Source organism: Paracoccus lutimaris, assembly GCF_003337565.1.
GTDB classification, from domain to species: Bacteria; Pseudomonadota; Alphaproteobacteria; order Rhodobacterales; family Rhodobacteraceae; genus Paracoccus; species Paracoccus lutimaris.
In genome coordinates this window covers 12,769-35,036 of record NZ_QPJL01000028.1, presented here as the reverse complement: position 1 = coordinate 35,036, position 22,268 = coordinate 12,769, and the positions used below count along the sequence as shown (strand labels likewise).

The window sequence follows — 22,268 nt, the reverse complement described above, 5'->3', positions numbered from 1 at the left end:
TCCCGTGGGTTGGGGTCAGAATTGCAGCGTGACGGCCGCAGGCGTGCCGCGGCCGAGGCGGTTCGAGAGCTGGAAGATGCGGATGGCCAGCGTCTGGCTGGGCCCGAGCGGTGCGCCCCAATCGGCGGTCTGCTCGGCGGCGGTGTAGAGGACGAAGGTTGTGCTGCCGGTGAGCGTGCGCTTGATGGTGGCCCCGTCGAGGATCTGGACGTCGTAGCTTTCCAGGTCTTCGGCCAATGGCACCTCGACCTGTTCCCAGGCATCGGCCACCAGCGCGCGGGACCGGCGCGTCCAGCGGATGGTCAGATCGCCCGGGTTGCGGGCCGTGCGCCACGGCTGCGCGACATGGACCGGGGCGAAGGGGACAAGGCCCCGCCCGGTCGGGGTGAAGCCCAGTGCGGCGTAGCTCGCATCGCTGACCGCGCGCGCGGCCGGGCCCACGCGCCAGTTCCACGGCAAGCCAAGGTCAGCCTCGGCGATGGGCAGCGATGCCAGCGTTGCATCCAGCACTACGACCCGCGCTCCGGCCGGGGCCGGGTTGCCTATCGCGTGCTCGGTCCCGCGCTGACCGCGCAGGAGGCGGGTCAGTCGGTAGCGGCCGGGGGCGATCAGCTCGGCCGCGCCTGCCTGGACGATTTCCCACACCCCGGCCGAAGTCTCGACCGCGAGGGCATTTGCCCCGCCGAAGAGAGCGACGTCGGTCACGCTCTCGAGCGTCCCCGACAGCAGATCGACGACCAGCGCGTTGCCCAGATCGAAGCGTGAGGTGGGGCCCGAATAGAAATCGAAGGCCAGCGTGCCGATACGCGCGCGACCGCCGAAGGTCGTCAGCAGCGCGAACCCGTCCGTCGAGGCGCTGCGGAAGACCGCGATCTCGCCCGGCCAGGGGCTAGCATGGGCAGCGATCAGGGGTCGATGCGCGGGCTGGTCCTCGCTCACCTGCGACAGGTCCAGCATCACCACTTCCGGTGTGCCAAAGACGACAGGGCTGGCGAGCGAGGCCGGGCGCGGATCGCCGGGTGGAAGATCGTAGGCGGCTCGATCTTGCCGCACCGCCTCGATCCCGCGCGCTTCGGCATCGGCGACGGACACCAGCCGGAATTCCACTTCGCGGCCATCATGGGCGAGCCGGATCACGTCGGCGGGGTCGAGGGCCAGCTTTGAGGGCGGTAGGCGGAAGGTGGCGCTTTCCCGGCCGATCCAAGCTTCCATCAGCGCGCGACGGCAGCGGCGTTCGGCCTCTTCTGGCGGGATCGCCATCGGGAAACTTTCCGAGGAGATGCGGGTGGTGTCGACGGTGATGCGCCGAGCCTCGACCAGCGCCGCGTCATAATCTTCGTCCGCCCGCGCGACCTGCCACTTCAGGGCCTCGGGCAGCTCTGTCTCCTGCGCGCGTGTCAGTTCGAAGGCCTCGCCGTCACGAATGGCGACGAGATCATCGATGGCCAGCGCGGCGACCGATGCCCGCCCGCGCATAACGAAGCGGATCACGCCCTCGGTCTCGATGGCGTCGAAGCCGAAGTGGCGGGCCAGCGTGGAAATCGAGGCGCGCGGACTTTCGAGTGCGCCGATCACATAGCCCTCGACCGCGCCCCAGAGGCCGGAGACGTCGATGAGGTCTTCCGCCAGCCCAGCGCGCAGGCAGAGGTGGCGCACGAGGGCGGCCAGCGAAACCGCGCCCAGCCGCCCGGTCAGCCAGTGGCCAAGTCGCCAGTTCGGCCCGTCCGTCCAGACGCCGGTCAGTTCCGGAAAGAACGGATAGGGCCGCGCGTCCCAGGTCCAGGCGGCGCATTCGGGGACATGGACCATCCGGCCGCCATAGACCGACGACGTCGGGTTGTTCGTGCTCTCGCCCCACCAGAGATAGCTGGCCTCGAGGTAGGCGCGCTGGATGGCGTCGTCGCGCCAGCCGCGCGAGAAGTAGGGTGTGAAGCTCTCCGACGACTTCGGGTCGAAGAACACGTTCGGCTGGTTCGTGCCCCGGTCGATGGCGGGGCACCCCAGTTCGGTGAACCAGACCGGCTTCGACTGCGGCACCCATGCGGTGGGCGTGCCGCTCTCCACCCCGCCCGGCCGGTTGAAATGCGGGTTCGACCACCAGGCGGCGAGATCCTTGTAGCGGAACACCCACGGCTTGCCTGCAGCGCCATCGGTGATTGGTGTGCGGATCTGGGCCGAGCGGTCGGCGGCGCTGGCGTAGAACCAGTCGAAGCCCTCGCCACCGGCGATGTTGGTCTGCAGGTATCCCCGGTCATGGATCGCGGGCCAACCCTGCAGCGCATCGGCATGGCCGAAGCCGTCGCGCCAGTCCGACAGCGGCATGTAGTTGTCGATGCCGATGAAATCGATGTTGGCGTCCGACCAGAGCGGGTCGAGGTGGAAATAAACATCGCCCGTGCCGTCTCCCGGCTGGTGGCCGAAGTATTCCGACCAGTCGGAGGCGTAGCCGACCTTCGTGCCCGCTCCGAGGATGGCTTTCACATCCGCCGCCAGCGCCTTGAAGGCGGTCACGGCCGGATAGGCGCTGGCGCTGGAACGGATCGTGGTCAGGCCCCGCATCTCGGTGCCGATCAGGAAGGCATCGACGCCGCCCGCCACCGCGCAGAGATGGGCGTAGTGCAGGATCATGCGCCTCAGGCCCCAGTCACCCGCAGGGCCGGTCCAGTTCACGTTGTCGCCCGATACTGCGAACTGCGCCGGGGTGGCCGCGCCGAAGAAGCTGGAGACCTGTGTCGCCGCAGCGGCGGTCTTGTCCGCGGTCCCGGCATAGCCTGCCGCCGGGGAACAGGTGATCCGGCCCCGCCAGGGGAAGCTGGGCTGGCCGGGCGTGGCGGCGTTGATCGAATAGGGGTTGGGCAGTGTATTGCCTAGCGGCACGTCCATCAGCAGGAAGGGATAGAAGGTCACACGCAGCCCGCGCGCCTTCATCTCGCGGATCGCCTGCACCACCGCGAAGTCGGCAGGCGTGCCGCCATAGACCGGCCTATCCTCGACGTCGCGACTGACGAGATGGGCTGCAGCGCGGGAGACCCCATTGACCGTCCAGACCTTGGGGCTGGTGACCTTGGTCGCCACCTCCACGCCGGGCTTGATGGTGCAGTTGCCCGCGCGCAGGTCGTTGCCGAACCAGGCGACGACGAGGCTGACGCTTTCCACGGCCGGGGCCATGGCCTGCAGCCGATCGAGGGCCACGACGATGTCGGTCTCGTCGGGCAGCGCGTTCAGGTTCTCGGCCGAGGTCGTCCCGCCGGTGGTCTGGCCGAAGACCGTGGTCGTGGCGCCCACCGTCTTGCGGACCGCTTCCGTCGCATAGGTGAACTCGCCAGAGGCCGGGATCATCGTCACCGCCTTGACCAGCCCCTCGGCGGTGTCGGGATCCGCGAGCGGCCGGAACACCTCGAAGGACAGTTGCGGCAGGCGGTTGCCGTAGGTCGAGAGCGGCAGCTCCTCGAAGACGACATAGGCTGTCCCACGGTAGGCGGGGGTGCTGGCGGCCCCCATCTTCGCCGCGATGAACGGATCGGCCGTCTGGGTCTCGTTGCCGGGATACCAGCGCCAGGTGATGCCGGTCATGTCGAGTGGTTTGCCATCCGCCCAGATGCGCCCGATGCCGGTGATCGGACCCTCGCAGAGCGCGACCGCGAAGCTGGCGTAGTAGAGGTATTCGGTGGTCCGGACCTTCCCGCCGCCACCGCCCTTGCCGCCGCCTTGCGTCGTGGTCTTCGTCTCCTCGCGGAAATCCGTGGCCCAGATGATGTTGCCACCGATGCGCATGCGACCGTAGAGGCGCGGGATGATCGCCCCCTCGGTCGCGGACGTGATGCGCAAGCTGTCGAGGCGCTGGCCCTCGATCTTCTGCTCCGGAGCCAGCGAGGACACGATCCAGCTGTCGACGACCGAACCGATGGTCGAGCCGATGAAGCCACCGATGGCGGCGCCAGAGAAGCCGAGGATCGCGCCGCCGAATGCCCCGCCGATGGCGGAACCGACAGCGCCGAGGACAAGCGTGGCCATTGCGGAAACTCAGGGTTCGAAGGGTTGTGGTGGTCAGCGTGCGGGGAAGACGAAAGCGAAGGCGATGCGGCGTCGCCATGCTGGTGTCAGCGGTTCCTCGATCACGCCCAGCCGTTCGTAGGCGTGAAGGAAAGTGTCGGGGCCGGTGAGGATCCCGACATGCTTGGCGATGGCGCGCGGCATCATCCGGAACAGGACCAGCGCGCCGGGTGGTGCATCTGCGGGTGCGATTTCCGGCATCATGCGTCGCGCGCCCTGCGCCAGCACCTCCCTCGGCCCGGTCTCGCCCCAATCCCGGCTGTAGGGCGGGATCGGGAACGGTTCCGGCCCGACGACCTCGCGCCAGACACCGCGCGCGAGGCCGAGGCAGTCGCAGCCGACTCTGCGCAAGCTGGCCTGGTCGTGATAGGGCGTGCCAAGCCAGGACCGCGCAACGGCGATGACCAGGGATGGATCGGCGGTCTTCACAACACCGCTCCCTCATGGCCGCCGTCCTTCGTCGCGTAACGCAGGACTGCATCCTGCCCGGGGATGTGCGGGAACCCCCGGAAGTTGGCGACATTGGCGAACTTCGTGCCGCAAGTGGCGTTCCGCTTGTCACAGCCCGCCCGGACCACGAAGGCATCCGTCGCTGTGATCGGGCGCACTGGCGCTTCCAGCAGGGTCACGATCGCCACCCCGTCGACGAGGTCGTGCGACAGCACCTCGACCCGCCGCCCGGCATTCGCGCCGGTCGACCATTCGACGAGGCCGAAGGCAAACCAGCCCGCCGCGAAACTGGCGAGGCCCGATGCCGTGAAGGCCCGCTCGCGCAGCACATCGATGACCGCGCCGCTGCCCTTGAAGGCTGGGGCCTCGAGGTTCACGCCGCAGCGCGCATCGCCCAGCGCGGCATCGCAGCTGGCCTGGAACGTCCGCCCGACCGTCTGGCCGAGCACATGGGCGAGGCTGCGCACCTCGGCCACAAAGGCGAGCCGCCCGCGCCGGATCTGGCCAATGGCCCCGCGTCGAAGGAGTACGCGCTGCGCCGGGGCCGACCAGTTCACGCGCCAGACCTCGACCGCTGCATTGTCCCATCGGCCATCGAGGATGTCGGTCTCGGTGATCCGATCTGACGACAGCACCCCTTGGGCATCCTGCGCGTCGACGGACAGGTCCGACCCCGACCGCACCTCGGAGGCTGTCAGCCCGCTTTCCGGTTCGAACTCGGTGCCGTCGAACGCCAGCGTCCGGTCGTGGTCGGTGAAACCGAAGGTCACGCCATCGGCGCGGGTGATGCGCCAGCACCACGCCAGCGTCGTCGTCCCCTCGTCGAGATGGGCCTGCAAAGCGGCGTTCAGGGACTTCATGTGCGGATTTCCACTAGGGGGATCGAGGTGATGGAGCCGAGGCGTTCGAGGTCGAGGGTGACGTCGAGGGCGTCGGTGTCGAAGCGGACGGGGACGTCGAATTCGAAGCCTGCGGTGATGGCGACGCCCAAGGCCGGGGCGGTGGTGAAGGTCACCAAGCCCGTCGCGGTCGAGACCGACCAGCCGGAGGCTTGGGGCGTACCGTTCAGGGCGATGGTGACGGTTCCCGCGACGGGCTTTGTGATGGCGCGGGTCCAGGACTGCGCGCCGGAGGTATAGCGCTTGGTCAGCTGGAACAGAGTGGCCGCCCCGTTCCCGGCGCCGATCGGCTGATCGGCTGGCCCCGGCGTTTGCGATGGAAGGCAGGACTTGAAATCGGCCCAGTCCTTGAAACGGAAGCCGTGCAGGCGGCCGTTGCGGGCCTCGAAGAAGGCGACGACCGCCGCCAGATCGTCGGCGCGGCGGATGCCGTAGGTGACATCATAGCGGCGGCGGCTGTTGGCCCAGCTGGCGTTGCGCTCCTCGGCCCCGCTCGCCAGCTCGACGATCTGGGTGCGGCGTTCGGGACCGCCCCGCGCCCCGCGGCTGATGTTGTCCGGAAAGCGGACCTCGTGAAAGGCCATCACATCCCCCTCCGGCCCAGCGAGACGGCACGGGCGATGTCGCTGGCGACCTGCGTCCGGGACTGGCGGAAGCTTTCGGCGTCGCGGGCGTTGATCGTGATGTTGACGGTCGAGGCGCCCGCCTGGCCGTAGCCCGAGGCTTCCCGGCGCGACAGCACACGCTCCCCGCGTTGCAGGATCGCGGGAACCTCGTCGGGTCGCAGCCCGGCCCAGCCGCCGGAATGCATGCGCGGCGCATTGGCAAAGGCCAGCGCCGGGACCATGCGTCCGGGACCAGGGGCACCGACCATCCCGCCCGCATGCAGGATGTTCGCGAAAATCCCACCCGCCCCGCCCAGAGCCCCGGAAAGGGCGTTCGCAATCGGGCCGAGGATGAAGCGACGTGCCGCGAGCTTCGCCAGATCGGCGATCATCGACGTGACCAGATCGCGGAAATCGAGTTTGCCGGTCTTCACAAAGTCACCGATGGCATTCTCGGCGCTCTGGAAGGCCCCCACCAGAGCGCCGCCGATATCCCCACCGATGTCGCGCGCCTTGGCGGCATAGTCGGCAAGTGCGGCGGTGACGGCCTGCCAGCCGGTCAGGGCCGCGTCCGCGCCCTCGGCGGCCGCAGCCCCGGCCTCGCGTGCGGCACCGCCCGCACCCTCGGCGGCGGTGGCGGTGTCGTTCAGCCCGGCTGTCAGGGCATCGGCCGCGCCAGCCGCATCCGCCAGCGCGATCTCCGCCTCCGTCCCCGTGCCAGTCACCGCATCCTTCAGCGCCTGCCAGCTGGCCAATGGCCGACCGGCAGCATCGACGAGCATTCCGGCCGCCTCGCGATAGCCGTCGGCCCGGGCGCGGGCATCGTCGACCATCGAACCGAGCCCGAGATCGGGTGGGTCGAGATAGGTCCGCGACAGCGCAGCCGAGAAGGCATCCGCGGCGGCGGCACCAGCAGCGGTCGCGGCTCCTTCGAACGGATTGCCGATACGCCCCAGTTCCACCGGGTCGAGGATGCCGATCCGCACCCCGCCTTCGCCCGTGGCCCACTCAGGCAACAGAGCAAGGGCCGCGTTCAGAGTCTCGATGAAGCTGTTGATGCGGGTGACGACGCCGTTCAGCATCGCCTCGACGCCCGAGATCAGCCCGTTTGCAGCCTGGAAGGCGAAGTCGCCGATGGCACCCGGCAGACTGCCCCATATCGCGACGGCGGCGTCATAAGCCCCCTGGAAGATCGCGGCTGTCCGGTCGCCGAAGCTTACGACGCCTGCGATAGTGCCTTCGAGCGCCGAGAGGCCCGCCGCCTTCAGCCCCTCCCATCCGGCCGCCATCCGCGCGAGGGCGGCGTCCAGCGACAGGCCGATGCGCGACCACACCTCCCGGGCCAGATCGCTGAGGAGGCGAAACGCCTCGCCCACACCGCCGACCCGGGCCACCAGCTGCGAGAACTGGTAGACCAGTTCTCCCGCGCCGACGATCAGCGCCCCGATGCCGGTCCGGATCAGAGCGCCGCGCAGGAACACCAAAGCGGTGGCCAGGCCGCGCACGGAGAGGGCCGCAGCGGCAAGTCCCGCCACCCAGCGCCCAGCCATGACGGCGGCGAATGCCGCGGCATAGGACGCCAGACGCCCGAGGTTGCCGATCAGGGTGTCGATGGCCGAGCGCAGGATACCGCCATCGGACGCAAGGGCCACGAAGGTATTGGCCAGCGCCTCGATGGTCGGTGCCACGGCCACGGCGATGCGGTTCCGGAGGCCGTCGAAGACGAGGGATACGGTGCCCAGCGCCAGTTGCGTGCGGCGCAGGGCTTCGAGGGCGTCACCATCCAGAACCGCGCCAAGGTCGGAGGCTTGCTCGCCAAGTCGCGCCATCTCCGCCCCACCGTTGCGCAGAAGCGGCAGCAGGCGTGTGGCGTCCGAGGCCATGGCCTCCAGATAGAAGGTCATCTCCTGCTGGCTAAGGCCAGCCCGCTCCAGCGTGTCGACGTATAGCTGCAGCGCCTCTGGCCCCGATAGCCGCGCGAACTGATCGGCCGTCACACCCACGCGCGGGGCGACATTCTCGAAGAAATCCGCCATCGGCCCGCCGCCGGTCTGCAGGAAATCACCGACGCGGTCGTTCACGTCCTTCAGGATGTCGGCCAGCTTCTCCTGCTCGATACCCACAGTCCGCGCCCCTGCCGACCAGCGCTGCAACGCCTCGGGCGTGGCATTGGCGACCTGCGCGAACTGACGGATCTGCGCGGCGCTTTCGGCGGTGGAGCGGACGATCAGGCCGAGGGAAGCCGTAGCGGCCGCCGCCGCTGCACCGAGGGCAAGCCCCGCCCGACGGGCGAAGCTGGCTAGACGCGTGTTCGCCAGTTCCATCTCGCGCGACAGACGGCCCAAGCCCTTCGCCCCGGCTTCGCCCACCCCTTCCAGTTCCGCGCGCACGCGGCGTCCGCCCTCCGCCACGAGGCGGACGGAGACCTTCTTCTCAGCCATTGCGGCGTCCTTCCATCTGCTCGTTGAGTTTGCGCACCATCACCGCCTCGACCTCAGGCAGCAGTTCCGCGGCGATCAGGGCGTTGACGCCCAGCGCCTCTGCCAGTGAAAGCGCGGCGCCCATGTCCCATCCGATGACGGCCCCCGGTGCGATGCGCAGCTGGCCACCGAGGCGCTGGGTCAGGTCCCAGACCTGCCAGCCCTCGACGGTTTGCGGCCGGTTCAGTCTTGCGGGGCAGTCGGGGCAGGGGCCTGCGCAGGCCGCGCAGTAGCCGTCGCCCCCGCCGAAGGACCAGTCGGCGAGGGCGCGGAGACGTTTTTTTCCTGATCCAGCATCAGGCCGCGGGCGACATATTGCGCCTGGAAGGCCTCGAAGACTGGCCAGATTTCGAGAAGGGCGTCGATCCCGGCCGGGCTGACGGGCACGAGGTTGCCGTCATCGTCGCCGACGCCTTCCCATTCCAGCACCGCGCGGCGGGCGACGGCCTTGGCCATGGCCAGCGCCATGTCCTCCTGGCTGGAGGTTTCTGACAGGCCATCGATGGCGGGATCGGCCCGGGCCGAGACCATCAGCGCCGTGGTCAGGGGCGCCACCAGGACGCGCAGGCCGGGCAGGAGGTCCAGCCATTCGGGCCGGTTCGACAGGTTCAGACGGATCATGATCAGTATCCCGTGACGGTGTTGACGAGGACGGCGGTGCACATGCGGGCGGGGCTGGTGGCTTTAGCGGCCTGCCAGTCGAAACTGGCCTGGATGCCCTGCGGCCCGGGGATCTCGATCCGCGGGACAGGCAGGTAGACGGCGTGGGCCGTGAAGGTGAGGCTGGCGTTCGCGCCAAGGCTGTAGGCGAACTCCAGCTCGCAAGGCGTGCCGTCGATGGCTTGTGTGACGAGGGCGCTATCGGCGAAGCGCACCTCGATCCTGCCGGTCAGTGCGGCCATGCCGGGATCGGCGCCCTCGATCTTTCCGTCGTTGCGGATGGTCTCGATCCGGTCGAGGCCGTTGGCATAGGTGATCTCGGCCGAGACCACATTGCCCAAGGCGGTGCCGTTGCGCTTCACCACCCCGTTGAAATGGCCGAAGCGCTGCAGGCCCAGCGCGGTCGGCGTGCCTGTGGCCGTGGTTGCAGCGATGGCCTCGCCCTGCGCGATCAGCCGTGCGGTGGCGGTCAGCAGCCCTGACCGGCTCATCTGCCACGAAAGCTGGTCCATGACGCAGCCCGCATACATCGCGAACCGCGGCACTTCGGGCATGGCGACTTCGATGGCCATGGAAGGCAGGGACCAGTTGCCCGACTGGAAAGTGTGGGTCTTCGGCGTGGTCCCCGTGGTGGTCGGGGCGCCGAAAGCCGCCTTCAGCCAGAAGCCGAAGGCCTCCACATCGATCGGCACCACCACCTCGCCATCGGCGGTGACGGCATCCTTGATGGGCGCGAGGGGATCGCGGCCGTAGCCCAGCAGTTCGCTGTTCAACAGCGGCTGTTCCGCGCCCAGTGTGGTGCGGGCGAAAGGCATCAGCCGATAACCGCTGGCGGGCGGGGTGCCGTAGACGGTTTCGAACGCAAGCGCCATCTGCGCCCGCGCGCCGTGTGCGCGTGCCATGGGGGTCTCCTATGTGAGGGTGTCAGGCCAGAGGGCCGGTCGTCGTGTAATGCAGGACGACGGTGATCACCGCCGCCTTCAGGGCTGCTGCGCCCTCGACGGGCAGATCGACCGAGGCCGGGGCCTCGGGCTCGACCCAGTCGCAGAGGCCGCCCAGCGTCCGGTCAGCTTCCAGCGCTGTGCCGATGGCGGCGATCAGGTCATAGAAGGCGCTGGCCCGGCCGGTGCCCGCCTGGACGACAACCTCCAAGTCAGCGCGGTGCTGGTAGTGGTAGCGCAGCGGTGACAGCGTCACTTCCGGCTCGCCCGGCTGGCCGTCGCGCAGGATGATTAGCCCGGCCGAGGGGATCCGCTCAGGCAGCACCTCGTCGCGCAGGGCGAGGGCGGCCAGCGGCTGAAGCCGCGCATGCAGCGCGGCGAGGACTGTTTCGCGGGTGGCCATTCTTTCTCACATGTGTCCGCACCCTGTTGACGGGCGAGGGTGCATCGGGTAGTTTCACAGGTGTTCGCACCTTGTGGAGATTCGCGATGGTTTCCGAAAATACGACCCGGGTTTCATTCCGCCTGAAAACCGACATTCACGAACTGATCCAGAAACTGTCGGCCGAGGCAGGCATCGATCCATCTGCGTTCATGCAGCGTGCTCTTGAAGATGCGGTCTATCCTTACCTTTCTGCGGAGCGGCAAAAAGAATTGGACGATACCAAAGCGCTCTATTCGGTCGCACAGCAGAAAGCTCGTGATGTCTTCAATTCCGGCCGGTTCGATGAACACTTCACGCTGACGGTGTTCGGCGAGTTGATGGCCGATCCGGCCTCTCGAGCGCTTTATGAGGAGGTCATTGGTGCTCCTGCCTTGACCGATGGCGCGCCCAAGAAGACGCCGCTGAACATGTATCTCGGCTGGTACATCAAGCACGCCATCGACGCGGAACCGTTGCTGGACGACTCCGGAAAGCCACGTCGAGCGTTCGTCAAGGACCAGCCCATCAAGAGCTATACGCTCTTGAAGTTGGGGACTTCCGCCTCGTCACGCATTGCGCGGAGTTGACCCATGGCCGACCACAAGAAAGTCCTCGCATCGATTGCTGTTGCCACCGATCCGGCAAAACTTCGGACCCTGCGCGAAAACGCACAGCGGCTGGGCGTCCCCGAGGTCGAAGAGGCGGCATTCAGGCGGTTGGTCGAAATCCTGCCCGAAGAGGCACCCGGCAGCATCGAGCATGACTTCTGGAAGACGATCCACGCCTTCGAAGAAATCCTGCGAGATGAACGCGGCAAGACAGTCAGGCTTTCGCGCACCCGACAGAAGATCGACCGGGTGGGTGTAATGCAGACGTTGATCGATTTTGCGGTCAGCAAGGCACCAACGGACGGTTTCAACATGCTGATCGAGCGAGGATTGCCGGAGCTAACCGGAGAAGCGCTTGTTCTCAAGCATGCCAGCCACTTCGAACCTGCGGTGTTGGAAGCAGCGAGGTCCAGATTGGAAGGAGCCGGGGTTGATACATCGAGGCTGTGGACCCAAAGCTGAAGCCTTGGCTATCGACGAGACTTAGAGCCTTTCCCACCCCGCCACGATCCGCCCCGGCACGCCGTCGATGGCCCGCTCCGCATCCCGCGCGAGGTCCAGCCGCTTGCGCAGCTTGACCTGCGGCACCAGCAGGAAGATCGGTACCGTCGTCAGCCCGCGACCGGTCTTGGCGCGCGATGCCACCGCGCGCCCTTTGCTGTTCAGCCGCCCCTCGGCCACCAACAGGCTCGGACCCCTGCGCCGGTAGATGAAGCGCAGCCGCAGCCCCGTGCGGCGTTCCCATTCGCCGGGGGTGATCCGTCCGCCGCGGGTGGATTTGCCAGCGGCGGGGGTCGGGATGGCCAGCCAGAACCCGTTGCGCGACCGGATCAGCGGCCCGGTGTCATGCGCGCCGACGATCACCGGCGCGTTCGACCAGACCAGCGCTGCGGCGTTCAGGCTTTCGCCGCCCTTGGGATAGGTGGCCAGCCGGATCGAATTGCCGAGCCGTTTGCCGAGGCCTGCGCCGGTGATCTGGCCGCGCCAGGCGACTTTCAGGCTCGCGCCCGCCTCGCGCATGGCGCTGGTGACGGCCTTTTCACCGGCAGCGATTTCCGCCTGCATCAGGGCGGCGAGGTCGGGGCTGATTTCCAGCTTAAGCCTCATGCTGGCCTCAGGTCCAGCGTCCAGATCAGCCGTTCGCGATCCCTCAGCGGTTCCCCCTGGATGACATGGCTGTCCGCGCCGATGACGATCACGTCGCCCGGACGCGGGGCGGGCAGGTCTGCCACACGGACATCCACCACCGTCGTGTCGCTGACGAACCGGCCAGCGCCGAAGTCGGTCACGCGATCCGGGGCGCGGCGGATGATGCGGATCGGGCGTTCCTCGGAGGTGGTGGCCGAGATCCAGAGGGCCGGGGCCGCCATGTCAGCCTGGGTGAAGATGCGGTCCATGGCGGCGGCAAAGACGGACATGGGTGGGTCCGTCAGTTTGACGTATGCAGGCGGATCGCCAGCCGCGGCCGCTTGTTGACCGGCAGGATCGAGGCCTCCGTCATGACGTCGATCCAGCGGCCCTTTTCGTCGAGATGCTGACGCGCATAGAGCGGCAGGCCGATGGTGTTGGCGGTTTCCAGCAGGTTCGCCGGGCCGCCATAGGTGGTGAAAGTGTCCATCGTGCCGAGCGGGAAGGCGATCCCCTCGTTCGCCGGGACCAGCCGTTCGGTGGTCTTGGTCGAGAGGGTCACCGTGCCCGAGTATTCCTCGAAGAGGATCCCGCCGAAGGGGAAGTTGCGGCGCACGTCCTCGCGCAGGGGCTGGGCGCCGGTCGAGGCGTAGAACTTGTAAGCCTCTTCCGTCTTCGGGTGCGCGATCAGCTTGTCGAAGAACTCCCGGCTGACCAGCGCATGGACGCTGGTCATCGCCTCGCCCAGCAGATTGTCCTCGATGGCGCGCAGCACCTCGCGGACCTTTCCCTGCACGTTCGTGCCTGCGGTGCCCAGCACGAAGTCCACCGAGATTTGCGCCAGGCCGAATTCCGTGAAGTAGTTGTAGAGGGTCGTCCCGGCCCCGTCCTTCACGATGCCGCGGAGCGCGTTCATCTCCATGTATTCCCGCGTCTGGGCATGCTTGCGGCGCATCAGCAGAAGCTTGCGGTTCATTACCTCCACGAGGGGATCGGCCGCATCGAACGCGCCGCCCAGCGCGGGCTGTCCCTGGATGTCGGCAGGCAGGACCACGTCGTCATGCGGGATCCACGGCAGGGCGAAGGATCGCATGGACCGGCCCTCGCGGGTGCCGACCGTGGCGGGGCCGCCGAGGGGGACGGAAGGCAGCAGGCTGAGGACGCCTTCGTACTGCTCGATGATGACCGAGCGCTGGCTGACCCCTTCGAAGCGGAAGAGGTCGATCTGGGCGAGGCGGGTATAGAGGTTGGGCAGGATGTTGATGGCCTGCGTCATCTCTGCCAGCGAATAGCCGCCAGCGTCGAAGGGATTGCGGACGAGGGTCATGGTGGGGCTCCGGGGGATGAAGTGTTTGGCGCGGCCGGGTGAGCGGCGTCAGACGCCGTCGCGGGCGACGATGCCGACCGCGGCCAGCTGGCCGATCTTGGTGGTGATCTTTGCGGCATCATCGACGGTGGCGTCGTAGGCCAGCGCTGCGCGCGAGACGATGGCGGGGCCGCGGGCGACGACGATGCCCACGGCATCGGCCAATGTCGCATCGACGGCATAGAGGAGGACGGCCGTGGCAGTCTGCGCGCCATCGGTGCCGCCGCTGGTCGTGAGCTTGTATTTGCCGCTGGCGGTGATGCGGCCGAGGACGGCGCCCACGGGATAGGGCATGCCCGCGAGCAGGGTGATCACCTCGCGGGTGTAGTTCGGGTTGACCTCATATTTGAGGACGTCGCCCATGCTGGGCGGTTCCGTCAGGACGGGCATGGTTCGGTCTCCAGGATGTTGGGGGATGGGATGCGCCTGGATCAGCGCGAGGCGGCGGCCGACTTTTTCGCGGCCGCGACGATGGGGCTTTCCTTCGTGCCAGCCGCTGGGGCAGTGGCGATGATGCCTGCGGCATCGCTGCGCGCGGCAAGATCGGCCAGGACCTTGGCGCGCAACGCTTCCGGCTTCACGCCCTTGGCGACCGCGTCTGCGGCGTCGATCTGGATGCCAAGGCGCGCGGCCTGCGCACAGACCTGCGCGACCTCGGCCGCCTCGGCGCGGATCGCCTCGGGCGACATGGCGGCCGCCGCGGTTTGCGGCGACGCGCTTGCCGCGGGCGGGGCCGGTTCCGGCGGGGTGCTGGCAGCAGGCGCGGTCGCAGGCTGCGCATGGTCTTCTCGGGCAGTGGTCATCATCGGGCCCTTTCCCTTGGGGTTGGATTTGAGGGTGGTTGTGCCGCGGGGTGCGGCGGCGAAAGCGCGGAAGGCGGTGACGGGATCGGCCACTTCGTCGGCGAGACCGGCGAAGACAGCCGCCTCGCCGCGGAAGACGGCGGCCTCGGTGCCCAGCGCCCGTAGGGCGTCCAGGCGTCGGCCGCGCCCTTCGGCGACGGTTTCGGCGAAGAGCTGCCGCAGGTCCTCCAACTCGCCCGCGATCCGGTCGCGGACTGCCTCGGGCAGGGGCTGGTAAGGGTTCGCATCGACCTTGCGGGCGCCTGCGTGGATCAGCGTCACTGCGATGCCCTTCTGGTCCAGCGCCCCGCTCATGTCGCTGTGCATGGCCACGACACCGATGCTGCCGACTGCGCCGGTGCGGGGCAGGATGATCCGGTCGGCCTGGGAGGCCAGCGCATAGGCTGCGGACAGCGCGTGATCCGCGACGAAAGCCTGCACGGGTTTGACCTGACGCACGGCCCGGATGCGGTCGGCGAGGTCGAAGGCACCCGCGACTTCGCCGCCGAAGCTGTCGATGTCGAGGGCAATGCCACGAATGGCGGGGTCGGAGATTGCCGCCTGCAGCTGGGCGGCGATGCCCTCATAGGAGGTCAGACCGGAGGATTGCCCGATCCATGCCCCGCGATGCACCAGAGTGCCCGCGATCTCGATGACGGCGATCCCGTCCACCACCGCGAAGGGCTGGCTTCCGTTCCGTGCCTGACGGGTTGTAAGGTCGTCCCCAAAGAGCGACGCCCGGGCGGGCAGGCTGGCTGCATCCCGATCTTCGGTCGCGATTTCCAGCCCCTCGATGCTGACTTCCCGCCCGGTGATCCGGGGGCCCAGCCCGGTCAGGAAGGCCAGCGCCTTGGCGGGATCGACCATCAGGGGCGTATTGAACACGCGCTGGGCGATCTGGGTGCGGTGCATCATCCTTCCTCCGCGGGCCGGGTGTCCCGTTCCTCGCCCTCGTCATTCGCTCGCTGGTCTTCTTCGTCAGGGTCGGTTTCGCCGCCCTGATCCTCGCTGCTGACAACGGCCGCCTTCGCTGGTGACCCCGGCCGCCGGAAGTCGAGGTCCAGTGCGGCCTCGCGTTTGCGTTCGGCGGCGATTTCGCGGTCGACCTGCTCGGCGTCGTAGCCGCGTTCGGCGATGGCCTGCGTGCGGGATTTCAGGCCTGCTTCGATCTGCAGGATTTCCGCCGCAGCATCCTTGGCCGGGTCGATCCAGTCCCACTTGGTCGGAAGCCAGTCGCAGGCGAGGTATTGCCGCCGCTCCGTGGCAAAGCCCGGCAGGTCGATGGCACCGGCCAGCACCGCCATGTCCATCCAGCGGGTCCAGACGGCGCGGCAGAGCTGATAGACCATCACCGAATGCTGGAAGGCCGAGATGCGACGTCGGAAGTCGACCAAGGCGATCCGGGTGTTCGAGAAGTTGCCCTTCGCCGTGTCACCGGTCAGATACCCATAGGGGACGCCCAGCGCGGCGCCGATCTGCAACAGCGTGCGGTACTGGAAGGGTTCGTAAGTGCTGCCCGAGTCCGGGGTGGACGGCGTGGTGACGTCCTCACCGGGGTCCAGCCGCACCACCTGGCCGGGTTCCACCTCGAGATCGTCGTCGGCCGGATCGAGGGCCGTTTCCGGGGCAGGCGATGTGATGAACATCGCGAACATCGCCGCGGTCTTTTTCCGCTCCAGTTCTGCGTCGTCGTAGAGATCGAGGGTGAAGAGCTTCACCACGGCAGCCGCGAAGCGTGACACGCCCCGCAGCTGACCCGCCTCGACCGGGTCGAGGATGTGGATCACCTCAGACGCGGGTACGCGCACCGTCTCCCCGGCCAGCCCCGGATCGGTACTGTCGCCCGGGTGGCGGCGCAGGAAGTGGTAGGCCACCCGCCGCCCGATCCCATCGAACTCGATGCCCTGCCGGATCGATCCGGCACCCGGCAACGCGTGCGTCAGGTCCTGGGGCAGCATTTCCGAGGGCAGCATCTGCAGCTGCATCGGTACCGTCAGCCCGTCTTCCGGCCGCCGGGTGCGGATGCGCAGGAAGACCTCGCCCGCCAGAAACACCTCACGGGCCGCCCGGCGCTGCAGGCCGAAGAAGTCGGTCAGCCCCTCGGCATCCGCCTCGTCCGTCCAGGCGAGCCAGAGCTTCTGCAACTCCTCCTTCTTTGCGGCGTCGCCGATTTTCGACGAGGGCTTGATCCCGTCGCCGACGACGTGGTTGGCGAAAGCGTCGACCGCATTTGCCGCGTAGCCGTTGTTCCGGACCAGCCAGCGCGCCCGGGCGGTGATGGTCTCGCCCGAGGCGGCGATCAGTGTGTTCACATGCGCCCGGGTGGCGCGGAACCCGCGCATGCGCCGGTGGGATTGCGCCGCATCGAACCCGCCGATGATGGACCCGAGCCGTGCGCGGAAGGCGTCGAGGACCATGGTTACAGACCCTTCGTCGCGACCGTGCCCCAGCGGCGGCGGCGGGGCGTCGCAGAGGCGGTCGCAATCCGTCCTTCCAGATCCCGGATCGCCATCGCCAGTTCTGCGTCCGAGCCATAGGTCACGGTCTTGCCATCGTAGCTGACGCTGCGCAGCCCGGCGAAGCGGGCTTCCTGCAGTGCGGTCAGCAGGGCCTGCATACGTTCCAGGTCCATCAGTCCCTCATGAAGTTCGGGGTGTAGGCACGCCGTTTCCGGCGTGGCGTGGTCAGTGTTCCGGCCTTGGGCTGGGCCGATGCAGCAGCTTCAGGTGCCGTGGGCACGGCCACCAGCATGGGCGTTTCCACGCCCGCTTGCGCCTCGAGCCGCCGCCAGGTGGCTTCGTCCCATCGGTCGGCGCCAAGGATCCACGCCGCGGCGCGGGCATATACCCGGCAGTCCAGCGCCTCGTTCCGCTCGCGCATCTTCTGCCATTCTTGATGGGCGTAGCCGCGCTTGTTCCGGATCGTGACTAGCTGCTCCGCTACCAGCTGCTTCAGCCATTCGGTGTCCGCCCAGCCTGGGATGTGCACGGTCCCCGGCGCATCGAGAACGCCCAGCGCGCGATCCTCGTCACTCGGCCGTTCGATCCGCAGGAAGCGGTAGGTCTCCGCCTTGAAAGTCGCGGTCGCCACCGACCAGAGCCGCGCGCCGCGGCGGAGGCGTCTGCCGCCGATGGTGGCATCGACATAGGTCGGGCCAGAAACGGGGGCCGACCGGTTAAACCCTTCGAGGCCCTTCAGCGGCGCGACTTGCTCAAAGCCGACCTTTCGTGACCAGGCATAGACCGCCGCAGCCTCGTAGCCGGTATCGATGCCCAGCCGCGCCACGGTCATGAACGCGCCGTTGGCATGCTGCCATGACCGGCCGAGGAGGGCGGTCAGCTTGTCCCAGGCGGCGGGGTCGTCGGGGCCGCCCGGAATGACGATGTGATCGACAAGCCAGCTTTCCAAGCCCCGGCCCCAGGCCCAGATGTCGACCTCGATCCGGTCCCTCTGGACGTCAGCGCCCGCGGTCAGGAACAGAGCGGCCATCGGCACAGTGCCCGGCTTCCACGCCTCGCGCCGATCCGCCAGCCGCTGCCATTCCGGCGCGTCGCCGCTTTCGACCCATGTCTCGCCCAGAAGCGTGTTGCGAGCCGCGCGCAGTGTCTCGTCCGACCCTTGGGCCGCCAGCCATTCCCGCGCAACGTCGGACCAGCTTTTCCAGCCTAAGGGCGAATAGAGCGCCGAGAGGTGGAAGCCGATGGCCTTCGGATCCCTGGAAACCGCCGTCGCCCGCCATTCGCCCTTGGCCAGCATTTCTGTCTTGTGGTGCTCGGCGATGGGGCGTTCGCAGCCCTCACAATGGTAGGCTGCCGTTTCCGGCTTCCCCTTCGCCCAGCGCAACCGGTCGAATTGCAGCCACTGCATCGCCCCGCAATGGGGACAGGGCACGAAGTAGCGCCGCTGGTCGCTGGCCTCGAATTCCCGCTCGATCCGGGACAGCCCCCGGATCGTCGGAGTCGAGACCAAGAACACCTTGCGCCGGTGCGAGAAGGTGGTGGTCCGCGCTTCGGCCAGCGTGACCGGATCGCCTTCCTCGTCGGCCGAGGCTGGATAGGCATCGACCTCGTCCAGAAACACATAGCGCGCGGGCATCGACCGCAGGCCGGTGGCGCTGTTCGCGCCGGTCAGCACGAGGATGCCGCCGGGGAATTCCTTCGACAGCATCGAGTTGCCCGCGTCCCGCGACCGGGCCGGGTTCACCCGTTCCCGCAGGGCAGGGCTGTCCGCGATCAGGGGGTCAAGACGACCGCGCGACGTCCGCTTCGCCAGCTCCAAGGATGGCAGCACCGCCAGCATCGGGCCTGGCGCGTGATGGATCACGAAACCGATCCAGTTGTTCCCGGCCTCGGTGGCCCCGACCTGCGCCGCCTTCATGAAGGTGATGCGCTGGGCGGGATGGCCAGGTGACAGCGCATCCATGATCTCGCGCAGATAGGGGGTGCGGGCGGTGCGATAGCGCCCTGGCTCCGCCGCGCCGCGCGACGACAGCCAGCGATGCTGATCCGCCCATTCCGACACCGTCAGGTTCGGGTCGGGGCGCATCCCCTGCCGCCAGGCGCGAGCCAAGTCCTCGGCGCCGTCGAAGCCGAGGTCGAGTCCCGTGGTCAGGTCGTTGTCGTCCTCCTCATCATGCAAGCGAGACCCGGAGGTCGGCGAGGGCGTCGAGCTGTTCGCGGACATGGGCTTCCAGCACCCTCTGCATGATCGCGGTCTCGATCGTCACCGATGCCCCGGATTGCCGTTCCACCTCCGCCATGATCTGCGCCGCCATCAGCGCGGCCACCCGTCCGGGCCAGGTCACCCAGACATCCCGTTCCTGCCGCGCCAGACGGAACACCAGCGTTTCCGCCCGGGCACGGTCGACCAGCGTGCCCTTCTTCTTCTGGACCGCCAGCTGGCGTTCCTGGGCCGCATAGACCGTGAGCGCCGTGCGCGCCTTGATGTAGGACGTCGTGTCACCGGGGGCGCTCGCCAGCCCGTCGCCACCAAGAGACCGGCGCTGCTGGTCTGGGTCCGTCATCTCCGCCCGCCGCACATCCGAGGCTGCGGCGTTGATCGACCCGTCGTCGAAAACCACCAGCCGCCCGTTCTTCCGCGCCTTCTGCACTCCACCGCGGGAGAGGCCGGAATGGGCTGCATACTCGCGTTCGCTCATGCCTTTCATGGCGTCGTGATGCCTATCAAACTATTGAAAATAAACAGGAAAAGACAATCATTCCCGTTGATTGTCTCCGCCTCTGGAGCGATTCTGTTGTCCATCAACAGGCTGCATCGCGCCGATCCCAGGAGGGCTTCACCATGACCACTACCACCATCCGCATCGACTATTCCACCCTTCCCGAGGGCTTTGACTTGAGCCGCCCGGACGCCATTGCCGAAGTCATCGAGGAGGCGCTGCGCGAGAGCGGGATCCCGGCTGAGGCCTCTGACGTCCTGTCGCACCTGAAGATCGAACTGCCGACCGCCCAGCTGAGTGCCGCCAGCCGCACGCTGGCCGAGATGCGGCTGATCTGATCGGAATGATCAGAAAGCACTGATATTGCTCCGATTTGCCTACGATCATTCGTCCGACAGAGCGATGGTGTTGGCACCGAAACGATGCAACTCACCGAAGGACGCCCCGCCATGACCACCCGCCGCGCCACCGACAATTCCAAAGCCCTCGACGCCTTCATCACCGCCAAGGCCGAGATCGACACCATGCTGGAGCGCCTGAAGGCCCTCAGCGGCGACCACTTCGAGACCCACCCCGACGAGATCCATTGGGGGCACGTCGGGACGCTGAAGCACTACGCGGGCCTTCTGCGCCAGATCACCGACAGCGCCTTCAAGGAAGGCGAACACGCCGCCTGACGCGCCCACACGGCGCGACGGCCGCCCCGTCCGATGACGGGGCTTGCCTTCGTAGAAGGCGCGCACACCGCGCGCCCAAAGCCACGGAGGCCCCCATGACAGAGGTGGTTCGGTCCGACACCCAATGCCTGATCCTCTCCCGCGCAGCGACCCGGCCGGGGAATCTCGCCCTGCCGCTGCCCGAGGGGCTGGTCGGCGCCGCCGCCAAGATGGTGGTCGGCAAGATGATCGCCCGCGGCTGGCTCGAGGAGGTCGAGGCCAACCTGCGCCGCAGCGAGCCGATGTGGCGCGAGACCGGCGATGGCCACGGCACCACGTTGATCGCGACCGAGGCCGGGCTGGAAGTCATCGGGATCGAGCCGCTGGTGGCCAGCGCGGTCGCCATCGCGCGGAAGGCGAAGCCGAAGCCGGAACCGGCGCAAACGCCTGACGATGCGGCTAAACCAGCGGCAATCCGCGCTGGCACCAAGCAGGCGCTGATCATCGACATGCTGCAGCGCCCCGAGGGCGCGACGGTCGCCGAGATCGTGGCGGCGACGTCTTGGCAAGCCCACACCGCGAGGGGGGCCATTTCCGGGGCGATCAAGAAGAAGCTTGGCCTGCCCATCAGCGCCGAAAAGGTCGAGGGCAGGGGGACAGTGTATCGGGTTAGCGTCTAGATCGTTGTTCAGTTTTGGTGGCTTGTCACCCGTCAGACATGCCGGTGGATGTACTGGTAAAGGGCTTCACGAAGCAGGTCACGCAAGTCATCGAAGTCGTCGGCGTACCCCTTGACGAGCTGCTTTCGAAGCATCTCTGAACGGAAAAAGGCCCCAGTTGCTTCCACAAGGTGACTAAAAACCCATTCGTGATCTTCTGAAGCAAGCAGCCAATGCAAGGCAGATACACAGTACGGCACGAGGTCGGTCTCGTCCGTGATCTGGCTGACAACGGGTGCTGCCGCGACGGCGGCGAAGTTGACCGAGAGTGGGCGCCCTGCATCATCCGAAATCACTGCCGAGAACTGCATCCCGCGAGACTGCATCTCGGCCTTGATCTGATCGTACTTTTCTTCATAGGCCGAGGCGATAATTCGTCCCACCGCTTCGGCCTGATCTTCAAACGCCAGAGGAATACCGGCGCTGTTCTTTAGACCCTTAGCGCCATGGTTGCGGCGATACTCCACCGGGTCGGGTCTCGCCGATACTTCGAGCAAATTTGCATATACGCCGATGTTGGTCGTGACTTCCTCCTGAGCGGGGGGCTTCGTCGCGGCTTCTTGCGATCGACGCGTCATCGGCGGTTCTTTTCTCGAATGCCGCTCTGGCCCATTGGCACTCTTGCCGGATAGACCACCGTGAAGCTCTGCTGCCCATAATGCGCCGTTCATGTAGCGCTGCAACATGTCGATGGCGTCCAAGTCTTCCGCACTGAAACCCTTTTGCAGCGCAGGATAATTCCAGAAGACGTAGATGGATTTGCACAGTGACATAAATATTGGTGCGGCTGGTTGCTCCGCCGCCAATCTCATCAAGCCGGTGGTTATTTCGGTTTGAAGCTCGTCGTCCGAGAGTGCTCTGGCCGTCTGGATCATCGCGTAGATTTCTGCGTAATTGACCCTGAGTGTATCGTTTGTCTGGAGCGTTAGCGTTTCCTCGACGGCGTGGCCGAGGTCGTGCAAGCCCTTCGTACGTTGCGCAATTGCCTTTCGGAATGTCTCAGATACGATGTGGCACAGTTTTTCTGAAGTTTCGCTGTAGTCGGTCGGGATCCCGAGGCTATCGCGCGGCAGTCGGAGATTTGCGAGGGGATACTGGGGGTACTGTTCCCTGAAGAGGTCTGCATTCAACATGACCTTGCAGACTGACAAATCGTTCCGGTGCACTTGGGTTCCTCGTCTGTGTTCGGGATACTACCGCATCTTCGACCGAGGATTAGGTCGGCGTATCATGGCTCGTCAATCCGGGTTTCGAGTCG

24 protein-coding genes are annotated in these 22,268 nt (G+C 67.2%); 5 read left to right on the top strand and 19 right to left on the bottom strand.

Annotated elements, in window-relative coordinates:
• Positions 1-15: 15 nt before the first annotated feature.
• From DFP89_RS17405 to DFP89_RS17370, 9 genes are all read right to left on the bottom strand, one after another.
• A complete protein-coding gene (locus tag DFP89_RS17405; RefSeq protein ID WP_114350649.1) occupies positions 16-4,014 on the bottom strand; it encodes a baseplate multidomain protein megatron in 3,999 nt (1,332 codons plus the stop codon).
• A gap of 33 nt (positions 4,015-4,047) precedes the next feature.
• Positions 4,048-4,482 (bottom strand): NlpC/P60 family protein, encoded by a 435-nt coding sequence (locus DFP89_RS17400; protein ID WP_114350648.1) that lies wholly within the window; start codon positions 4,480-4,482, stop codon positions 4,048-4,050.
• Positions 4,479-5,363, bottom strand: a complete 885-nt coding sequence (locus DFP89_RS17395; RefSeq protein ID WP_114350647.1) for a DUF2163 domain-containing protein — start codon at positions 5,361-5,363, stop codon at positions 4,479-4,481. Before DFP89_RS17395 ends, DFP89_RS17400 begins: the two co-directional genes overlap by 4 nt.
• Positions 5,360-5,986 (bottom strand): DUF2460 domain-containing protein, encoded by a 627-nt coding sequence (locus DFP89_RS17390; protein WP_114350646.1) that lies wholly within the window; start codon positions 5,984-5,986, stop codon positions 5,360-5,362. The genes DFP89_RS17395 and DFP89_RS17390 overlap by 4 nt, the downstream gene beginning before the upstream one ends.
• A complete protein-coding gene (locus DFP89_RS17385) occupies positions 5,986-8,448 on the bottom strand; it encodes a phage tail tape measure C-terminal domain-containing protein (RefSeq protein WP_114350645.1) in 2,463 nt (820 codons plus the stop codon). Before DFP89_RS17385 ends, DFP89_RS17390 begins: the two co-directional genes overlap by 1 nt.
• The gene (locus DFP89_RS21055; RefSeq protein WP_425452680.1) at positions 8,441-8,602 is read right to left on the bottom strand and encodes a DUF7697 family protein; all 162 of its coding nucleotides are present in this window, start codon (positions 8,600-8,602) and stop codon (positions 8,441-8,443) included. The genes DFP89_RS17385 and DFP89_RS21055 overlap by 8 nt, the downstream gene beginning before the upstream one ends.
• 68 nt (positions 8,603-8,670) lie before the next feature.
• Positions 8,671-9,108 (bottom strand): hypothetical protein, encoded by a 438-nt coding sequence (locus DFP89_RS17380; protein ID WP_028031134.1) that lies wholly within the window; start codon positions 9,106-9,108, stop codon positions 8,671-8,673.
• A 2-nt stretch (positions 9,109-9,110) separates the two neighbouring features.
• The gene (locus DFP89_RS17375) at positions 9,111-10,049 is read right to left on the bottom strand and encodes a phage tail tube protein (RefSeq protein WP_028031135.1); all 939 of its coding nucleotides are present in this window, start codon (positions 10,047-10,049) and stop codon (positions 9,111-9,113) included.
• 22 nt (positions 10,050-10,071) lie between these two features.
• Positions 10,072-10,491 (bottom strand): acyl-CoA transferase, encoded by a 420-nt coding sequence (locus DFP89_RS17370; protein ID WP_114350644.1) that lies wholly within the window; start codon positions 10,489-10,491, stop codon positions 10,072-10,074.
• Positions 10,492-10,577: 86 nt separating this feature from the next.
• Here DFP89_RS17370 and DFP89_RS17365 point away from each other — a divergent pair, with 86 nt between their 5' ends.
• On the top strand, positions 10,578-11,099 hold the full coding sequence (locus tag DFP89_RS17365; RefSeq protein ID WP_114350643.1) for a hypothetical protein: 522 nt from the start codon (positions 10,578-10,580) through the stop codon (positions 11,097-11,099).
• Positions 11,100-11,102: 3 nt separating this feature from the next.
• Positions 11,103-11,582 (top strand): hypothetical protein, encoded by a 480-nt coding sequence (locus DFP89_RS17360; protein WP_114350642.1) that lies wholly within the window; start codon positions 11,103-11,105, stop codon positions 11,580-11,582.
• Between the two features lie 21 nt (positions 11,583-11,603).
• Here DFP89_RS17360 and DFP89_RS17355 read toward each other — a convergent pair whose 3' ends face one another.
• Genes DFP89_RS17355 through DFP89_RS17315 form a run of 9 tightly spaced genes read right to left on the bottom strand, consistent with a single transcriptional unit; the run spans position 11,604 to position 19,623 of the window.
• On the bottom strand, positions 11,604-12,227 hold the full coding sequence (locus tag DFP89_RS17355; protein ID WP_114350641.1) for a DUF6441 family protein: 624 nt from the start codon (positions 12,225-12,227) through the stop codon (positions 11,604-11,606).
• Positions 12,224-12,538 (bottom strand): head-tail joining protein, encoded by a 315-nt coding sequence (locus DFP89_RS17350; protein WP_114350640.1) that lies wholly within the window; start codon positions 12,536-12,538, stop codon positions 12,224-12,226. The genes DFP89_RS17355 and DFP89_RS17350 overlap by 4 nt, the downstream gene beginning before the upstream one ends.
• 11 nt (positions 12,539-12,549) lie before the next feature.
• Complete coding sequence (locus DFP89_RS17345; RefSeq protein WP_114350639.1) at positions 12,550-13,575, bottom strand: major capsid protein; 1,026 nt, start codon at positions 13,573-13,575, stop codon at positions 12,550-12,552.
• A gap of 48 nt (positions 13,576-13,623) precedes the next feature.
• Complete coding sequence (locus DFP89_RS17340; RefSeq protein WP_114350638.1) at positions 13,624-14,004, bottom strand: head decoration protein; 381 nt, start codon at positions 14,002-14,004, stop codon at positions 13,624-13,626.
• A 41-nt stretch (positions 14,005-14,045) separates the two neighbouring features.
• Positions 14,046-15,368 (bottom strand): S49 family peptidase, encoded by a 1,323-nt coding sequence (locus DFP89_RS17335; RefSeq protein ID WP_114350637.1) that lies wholly within the window; start codon positions 15,366-15,368, stop codon positions 14,046-14,048.
• Positions 15,368-16,873 carry a phage portal protein gene (locus DFP89_RS17330; protein ID WP_114350636.1) on the bottom strand — a complete coding sequence of 502 codons (1,506 nt, stop codon included), beginning with the start codon at positions 16,871-16,873 and terminating at the stop codon, positions 15,368-15,370. The genes DFP89_RS17335 and DFP89_RS17330 overlap by 1 nt, the downstream gene beginning before the upstream one ends.
• 2 nt (positions 16,874-16,875) lie before the next feature.
• Positions 16,876-17,088, bottom strand: coding sequence for a phage head-tail joining protein (locus DFP89_RS17325; RefSeq protein WP_114350635.1), 213 nt, complete (start codon positions 17,086-17,088; stop codon positions 16,876-16,878).
• Entirely contained in the window at positions 17,088-19,139 is a 2,052-nt protein-coding gene (locus DFP89_RS17320) for a phage terminase large subunit family protein (RefSeq protein WP_114350634.1), read from the bottom strand. The genes DFP89_RS17325 and DFP89_RS17320 overlap by 1 nt, the downstream gene beginning before the upstream one ends.
• Positions 19,087-19,623 carry a hypothetical protein gene (locus tag DFP89_RS17315; RefSeq protein WP_114350633.1) on the bottom strand — a complete coding sequence of 179 codons (537 nt, stop codon included), beginning with the start codon at positions 19,621-19,623 and terminating at the stop codon, positions 19,087-19,089. Before DFP89_RS17315 ends, DFP89_RS17320 begins: the two co-directional genes overlap by 53 nt.
• A gap of 134 nt (positions 19,624-19,757) precedes the next feature.
• Between DFP89_RS17315 and DFP89_RS17310 the strand changes: the two genes are divergently transcribed.
• From DFP89_RS17310 to DFP89_RS17300, 3 genes are all read left to right on the top strand, one after another.
• On the top strand, positions 19,758-19,973 hold the full coding sequence (locus DFP89_RS17310) for a hypothetical protein (RefSeq protein WP_114350632.1): 216 nt from the start codon (positions 19,758-19,760) through the stop codon (positions 19,971-19,973).
• A gap of 111 nt (positions 19,974-20,084) precedes the next feature.
• The gene (locus tag DFP89_RS17305; RefSeq protein WP_114350631.1) at positions 20,085-20,312 is read left to right on the top strand and encodes a hypothetical protein; all 228 of its coding nucleotides are present in this window, start codon (positions 20,085-20,087) and stop codon (positions 20,310-20,312) included.
• 95 nt (positions 20,313-20,407) lie between these two features.
• A complete protein-coding gene (locus tag DFP89_RS17300; protein ID WP_114350630.1) occupies positions 20,408-20,971 on the top strand; it encodes a DUF3489 domain-containing protein in 564 nt (187 codons plus the stop codon).
• A 32-nt stretch (positions 20,972-21,003) separates the two neighbouring features.
• On the opposite strand, the gene DFP89_RS17295 is transcribed toward DFP89_RS17300, so the two are convergent.
• Positions 21,004-22,176 (bottom strand): hypothetical protein, encoded by a 1,173-nt coding sequence (locus DFP89_RS17295; protein ID WP_147273344.1) that lies wholly within the window; start codon positions 22,174-22,176, stop codon positions 21,004-21,006.
• Positions 22,177-22,268: the final 92 nt, after the last annotated feature.

What these genes read in the sequence shown, in the direction of transcription:
- DFP89_RS17355 (WP_114350641.1), bottom strand. Translation starts at nt 12,227, where the DNA reads ATGAGGCTTAAGCTGGAAATCAGCCCCGACCTCGCCGCCCTGATGCAG.
- DFP89_RS17340 (WP_114350638.1), bottom strand. Translation starts at nt 14,004, where the DNA reads ATGCCCGTCCTGACGGAACCGCCCAGCATGGGCGACGTCCTCAAATAT.
- DFP89_RS17335 (WP_114350637.1), bottom strand. Translation starts at nt 15,368, where the DNA reads ATGCACCGCACCCAGATCGCCCAGCGCGTGTTCAATACGCCCCTGATG.
- DFP89_RS17330 (WP_114350636.1), bottom strand. Translation starts at nt 16,873, where the DNA reads ATGGTCCTCGACGCCTTCCGCGCACGGCTCGGGTCCATCATCGGCGGG.
- DFP89_RS17395 (WP_114350647.1), bottom strand. Translation starts at nt 5,363, where the DNA reads ATGAAGTCCCTGAACGCCGCTTTGCAGGCCCATCTCGACGAGGGGACG.
- DFP89_RS17380 (WP_028031134.1), bottom strand. Translation starts at nt 9,108, where the DNA reads ATGATCCGTCTGAACCTGTCGAACCGGCCCGAATGGCTGGACCTCCTG.
- DFP89_RS17375 (WP_028031135.1), bottom strand. Translation starts at nt 10,049, where the DNA reads ATGGCACGCGCACACGGCGCGCGGGCGCAGATGGCGCTTGCGTTCGAA.
- DFP89_RS17370 (WP_114350644.1), bottom strand. Translation starts at nt 10,491, where the DNA reads ATGGCCACCCGCGAAACAGTCCTCGCCGCGCTGCATGCGCGGCTTCAG.
- DFP89_RS17310 (WP_114350632.1), top strand. Translation starts at nt 19,758, where the DNA reads ATGACCACTACCACCATCCGCATCGACTATTCCACCCTTCCCGAGGGC.
- DFP89_RS17305 (WP_114350631.1), top strand. Translation starts at nt 20,085, where the DNA reads ATGACCACCCGCCGCGCCACCGACAATTCCAAAGCCCTCGACGCCTTC.
- DFP89_RS17350 (WP_114350640.1), bottom strand. Translation starts at nt 12,538, where the DNA reads ATGTCCGTCTTTGCCGCCGCCATGGACCGCATCTTCACCCAGGCTGAC.
- DFP89_RS17365 (WP_114350643.1), top strand. Translation starts at nt 10,578, where the DNA reads ATGGTTTCCGAAAATACGACCCGGGTTTCATTCCGCCTGAAAACCGAC.
- DFP89_RS17405 (WP_114350649.1), bottom strand. Translation starts at nt 4,014, where the DNA reads ATGGCCACGCTTGTCCTCGGCGCTGTCGGTTCCGCCATCGGCGGGGCA.
- DFP89_RS17320 (WP_114350634.1), bottom strand. Translation starts at nt 19,139, where the DNA reads ATGTCCGCGAACAGCTCGACGCCCTCGCCGACCTCCGGGTCTCGCTTG.
- DFP89_RS17315 (WP_114350633.1), bottom strand. Translation starts at nt 19,623, where the DNA reads ATGAAAGGCATGAGCGAACGCGAGTATGCAGCCCATTCCGGCCTCTCC.
- DFP89_RS17300 (WP_114350630.1), top strand. Translation starts at nt 20,408, where the DNA reads ATGACAGAGGTGGTTCGGTCCGACACCCAATGCCTGATCCTCTCCCGC.
- DFP89_RS17390 (WP_114350646.1), bottom strand. Translation starts at nt 5,986, where the DNA reads ATGGCCTTTCACGAGGTCCGCTTTCCGGACAACATCAGCCGCGGGGCG.
- DFP89_RS17325 (WP_114350635.1), bottom strand. Translation starts at nt 17,088, where the DNA reads ATGGACCTGGAACGTATGCAGGCCCTGCTGACCGCACTGCAGGAAGCC.
- DFP89_RS17385 (WP_114350645.1), bottom strand. Translation starts at nt 8,448, where the DNA reads ATGGCTGAGAAGAAGGTCTCCGTCCGCCTCGTGGCGGAGGGCGGACGC.
- DFP89_RS17360 (WP_114350642.1), top strand. Translation starts at nt 11,103, where the DNA reads ATGGCCGACCACAAGAAAGTCCTCGCATCGATTGCTGTTGCCACCGAT.
- DFP89_RS17345 (WP_114350639.1), bottom strand. Translation starts at nt 13,575, where the DNA reads ATGACCCTCGTCCGCAATCCCTTCGACGCTGGCGGCTATTCGCTGGCA.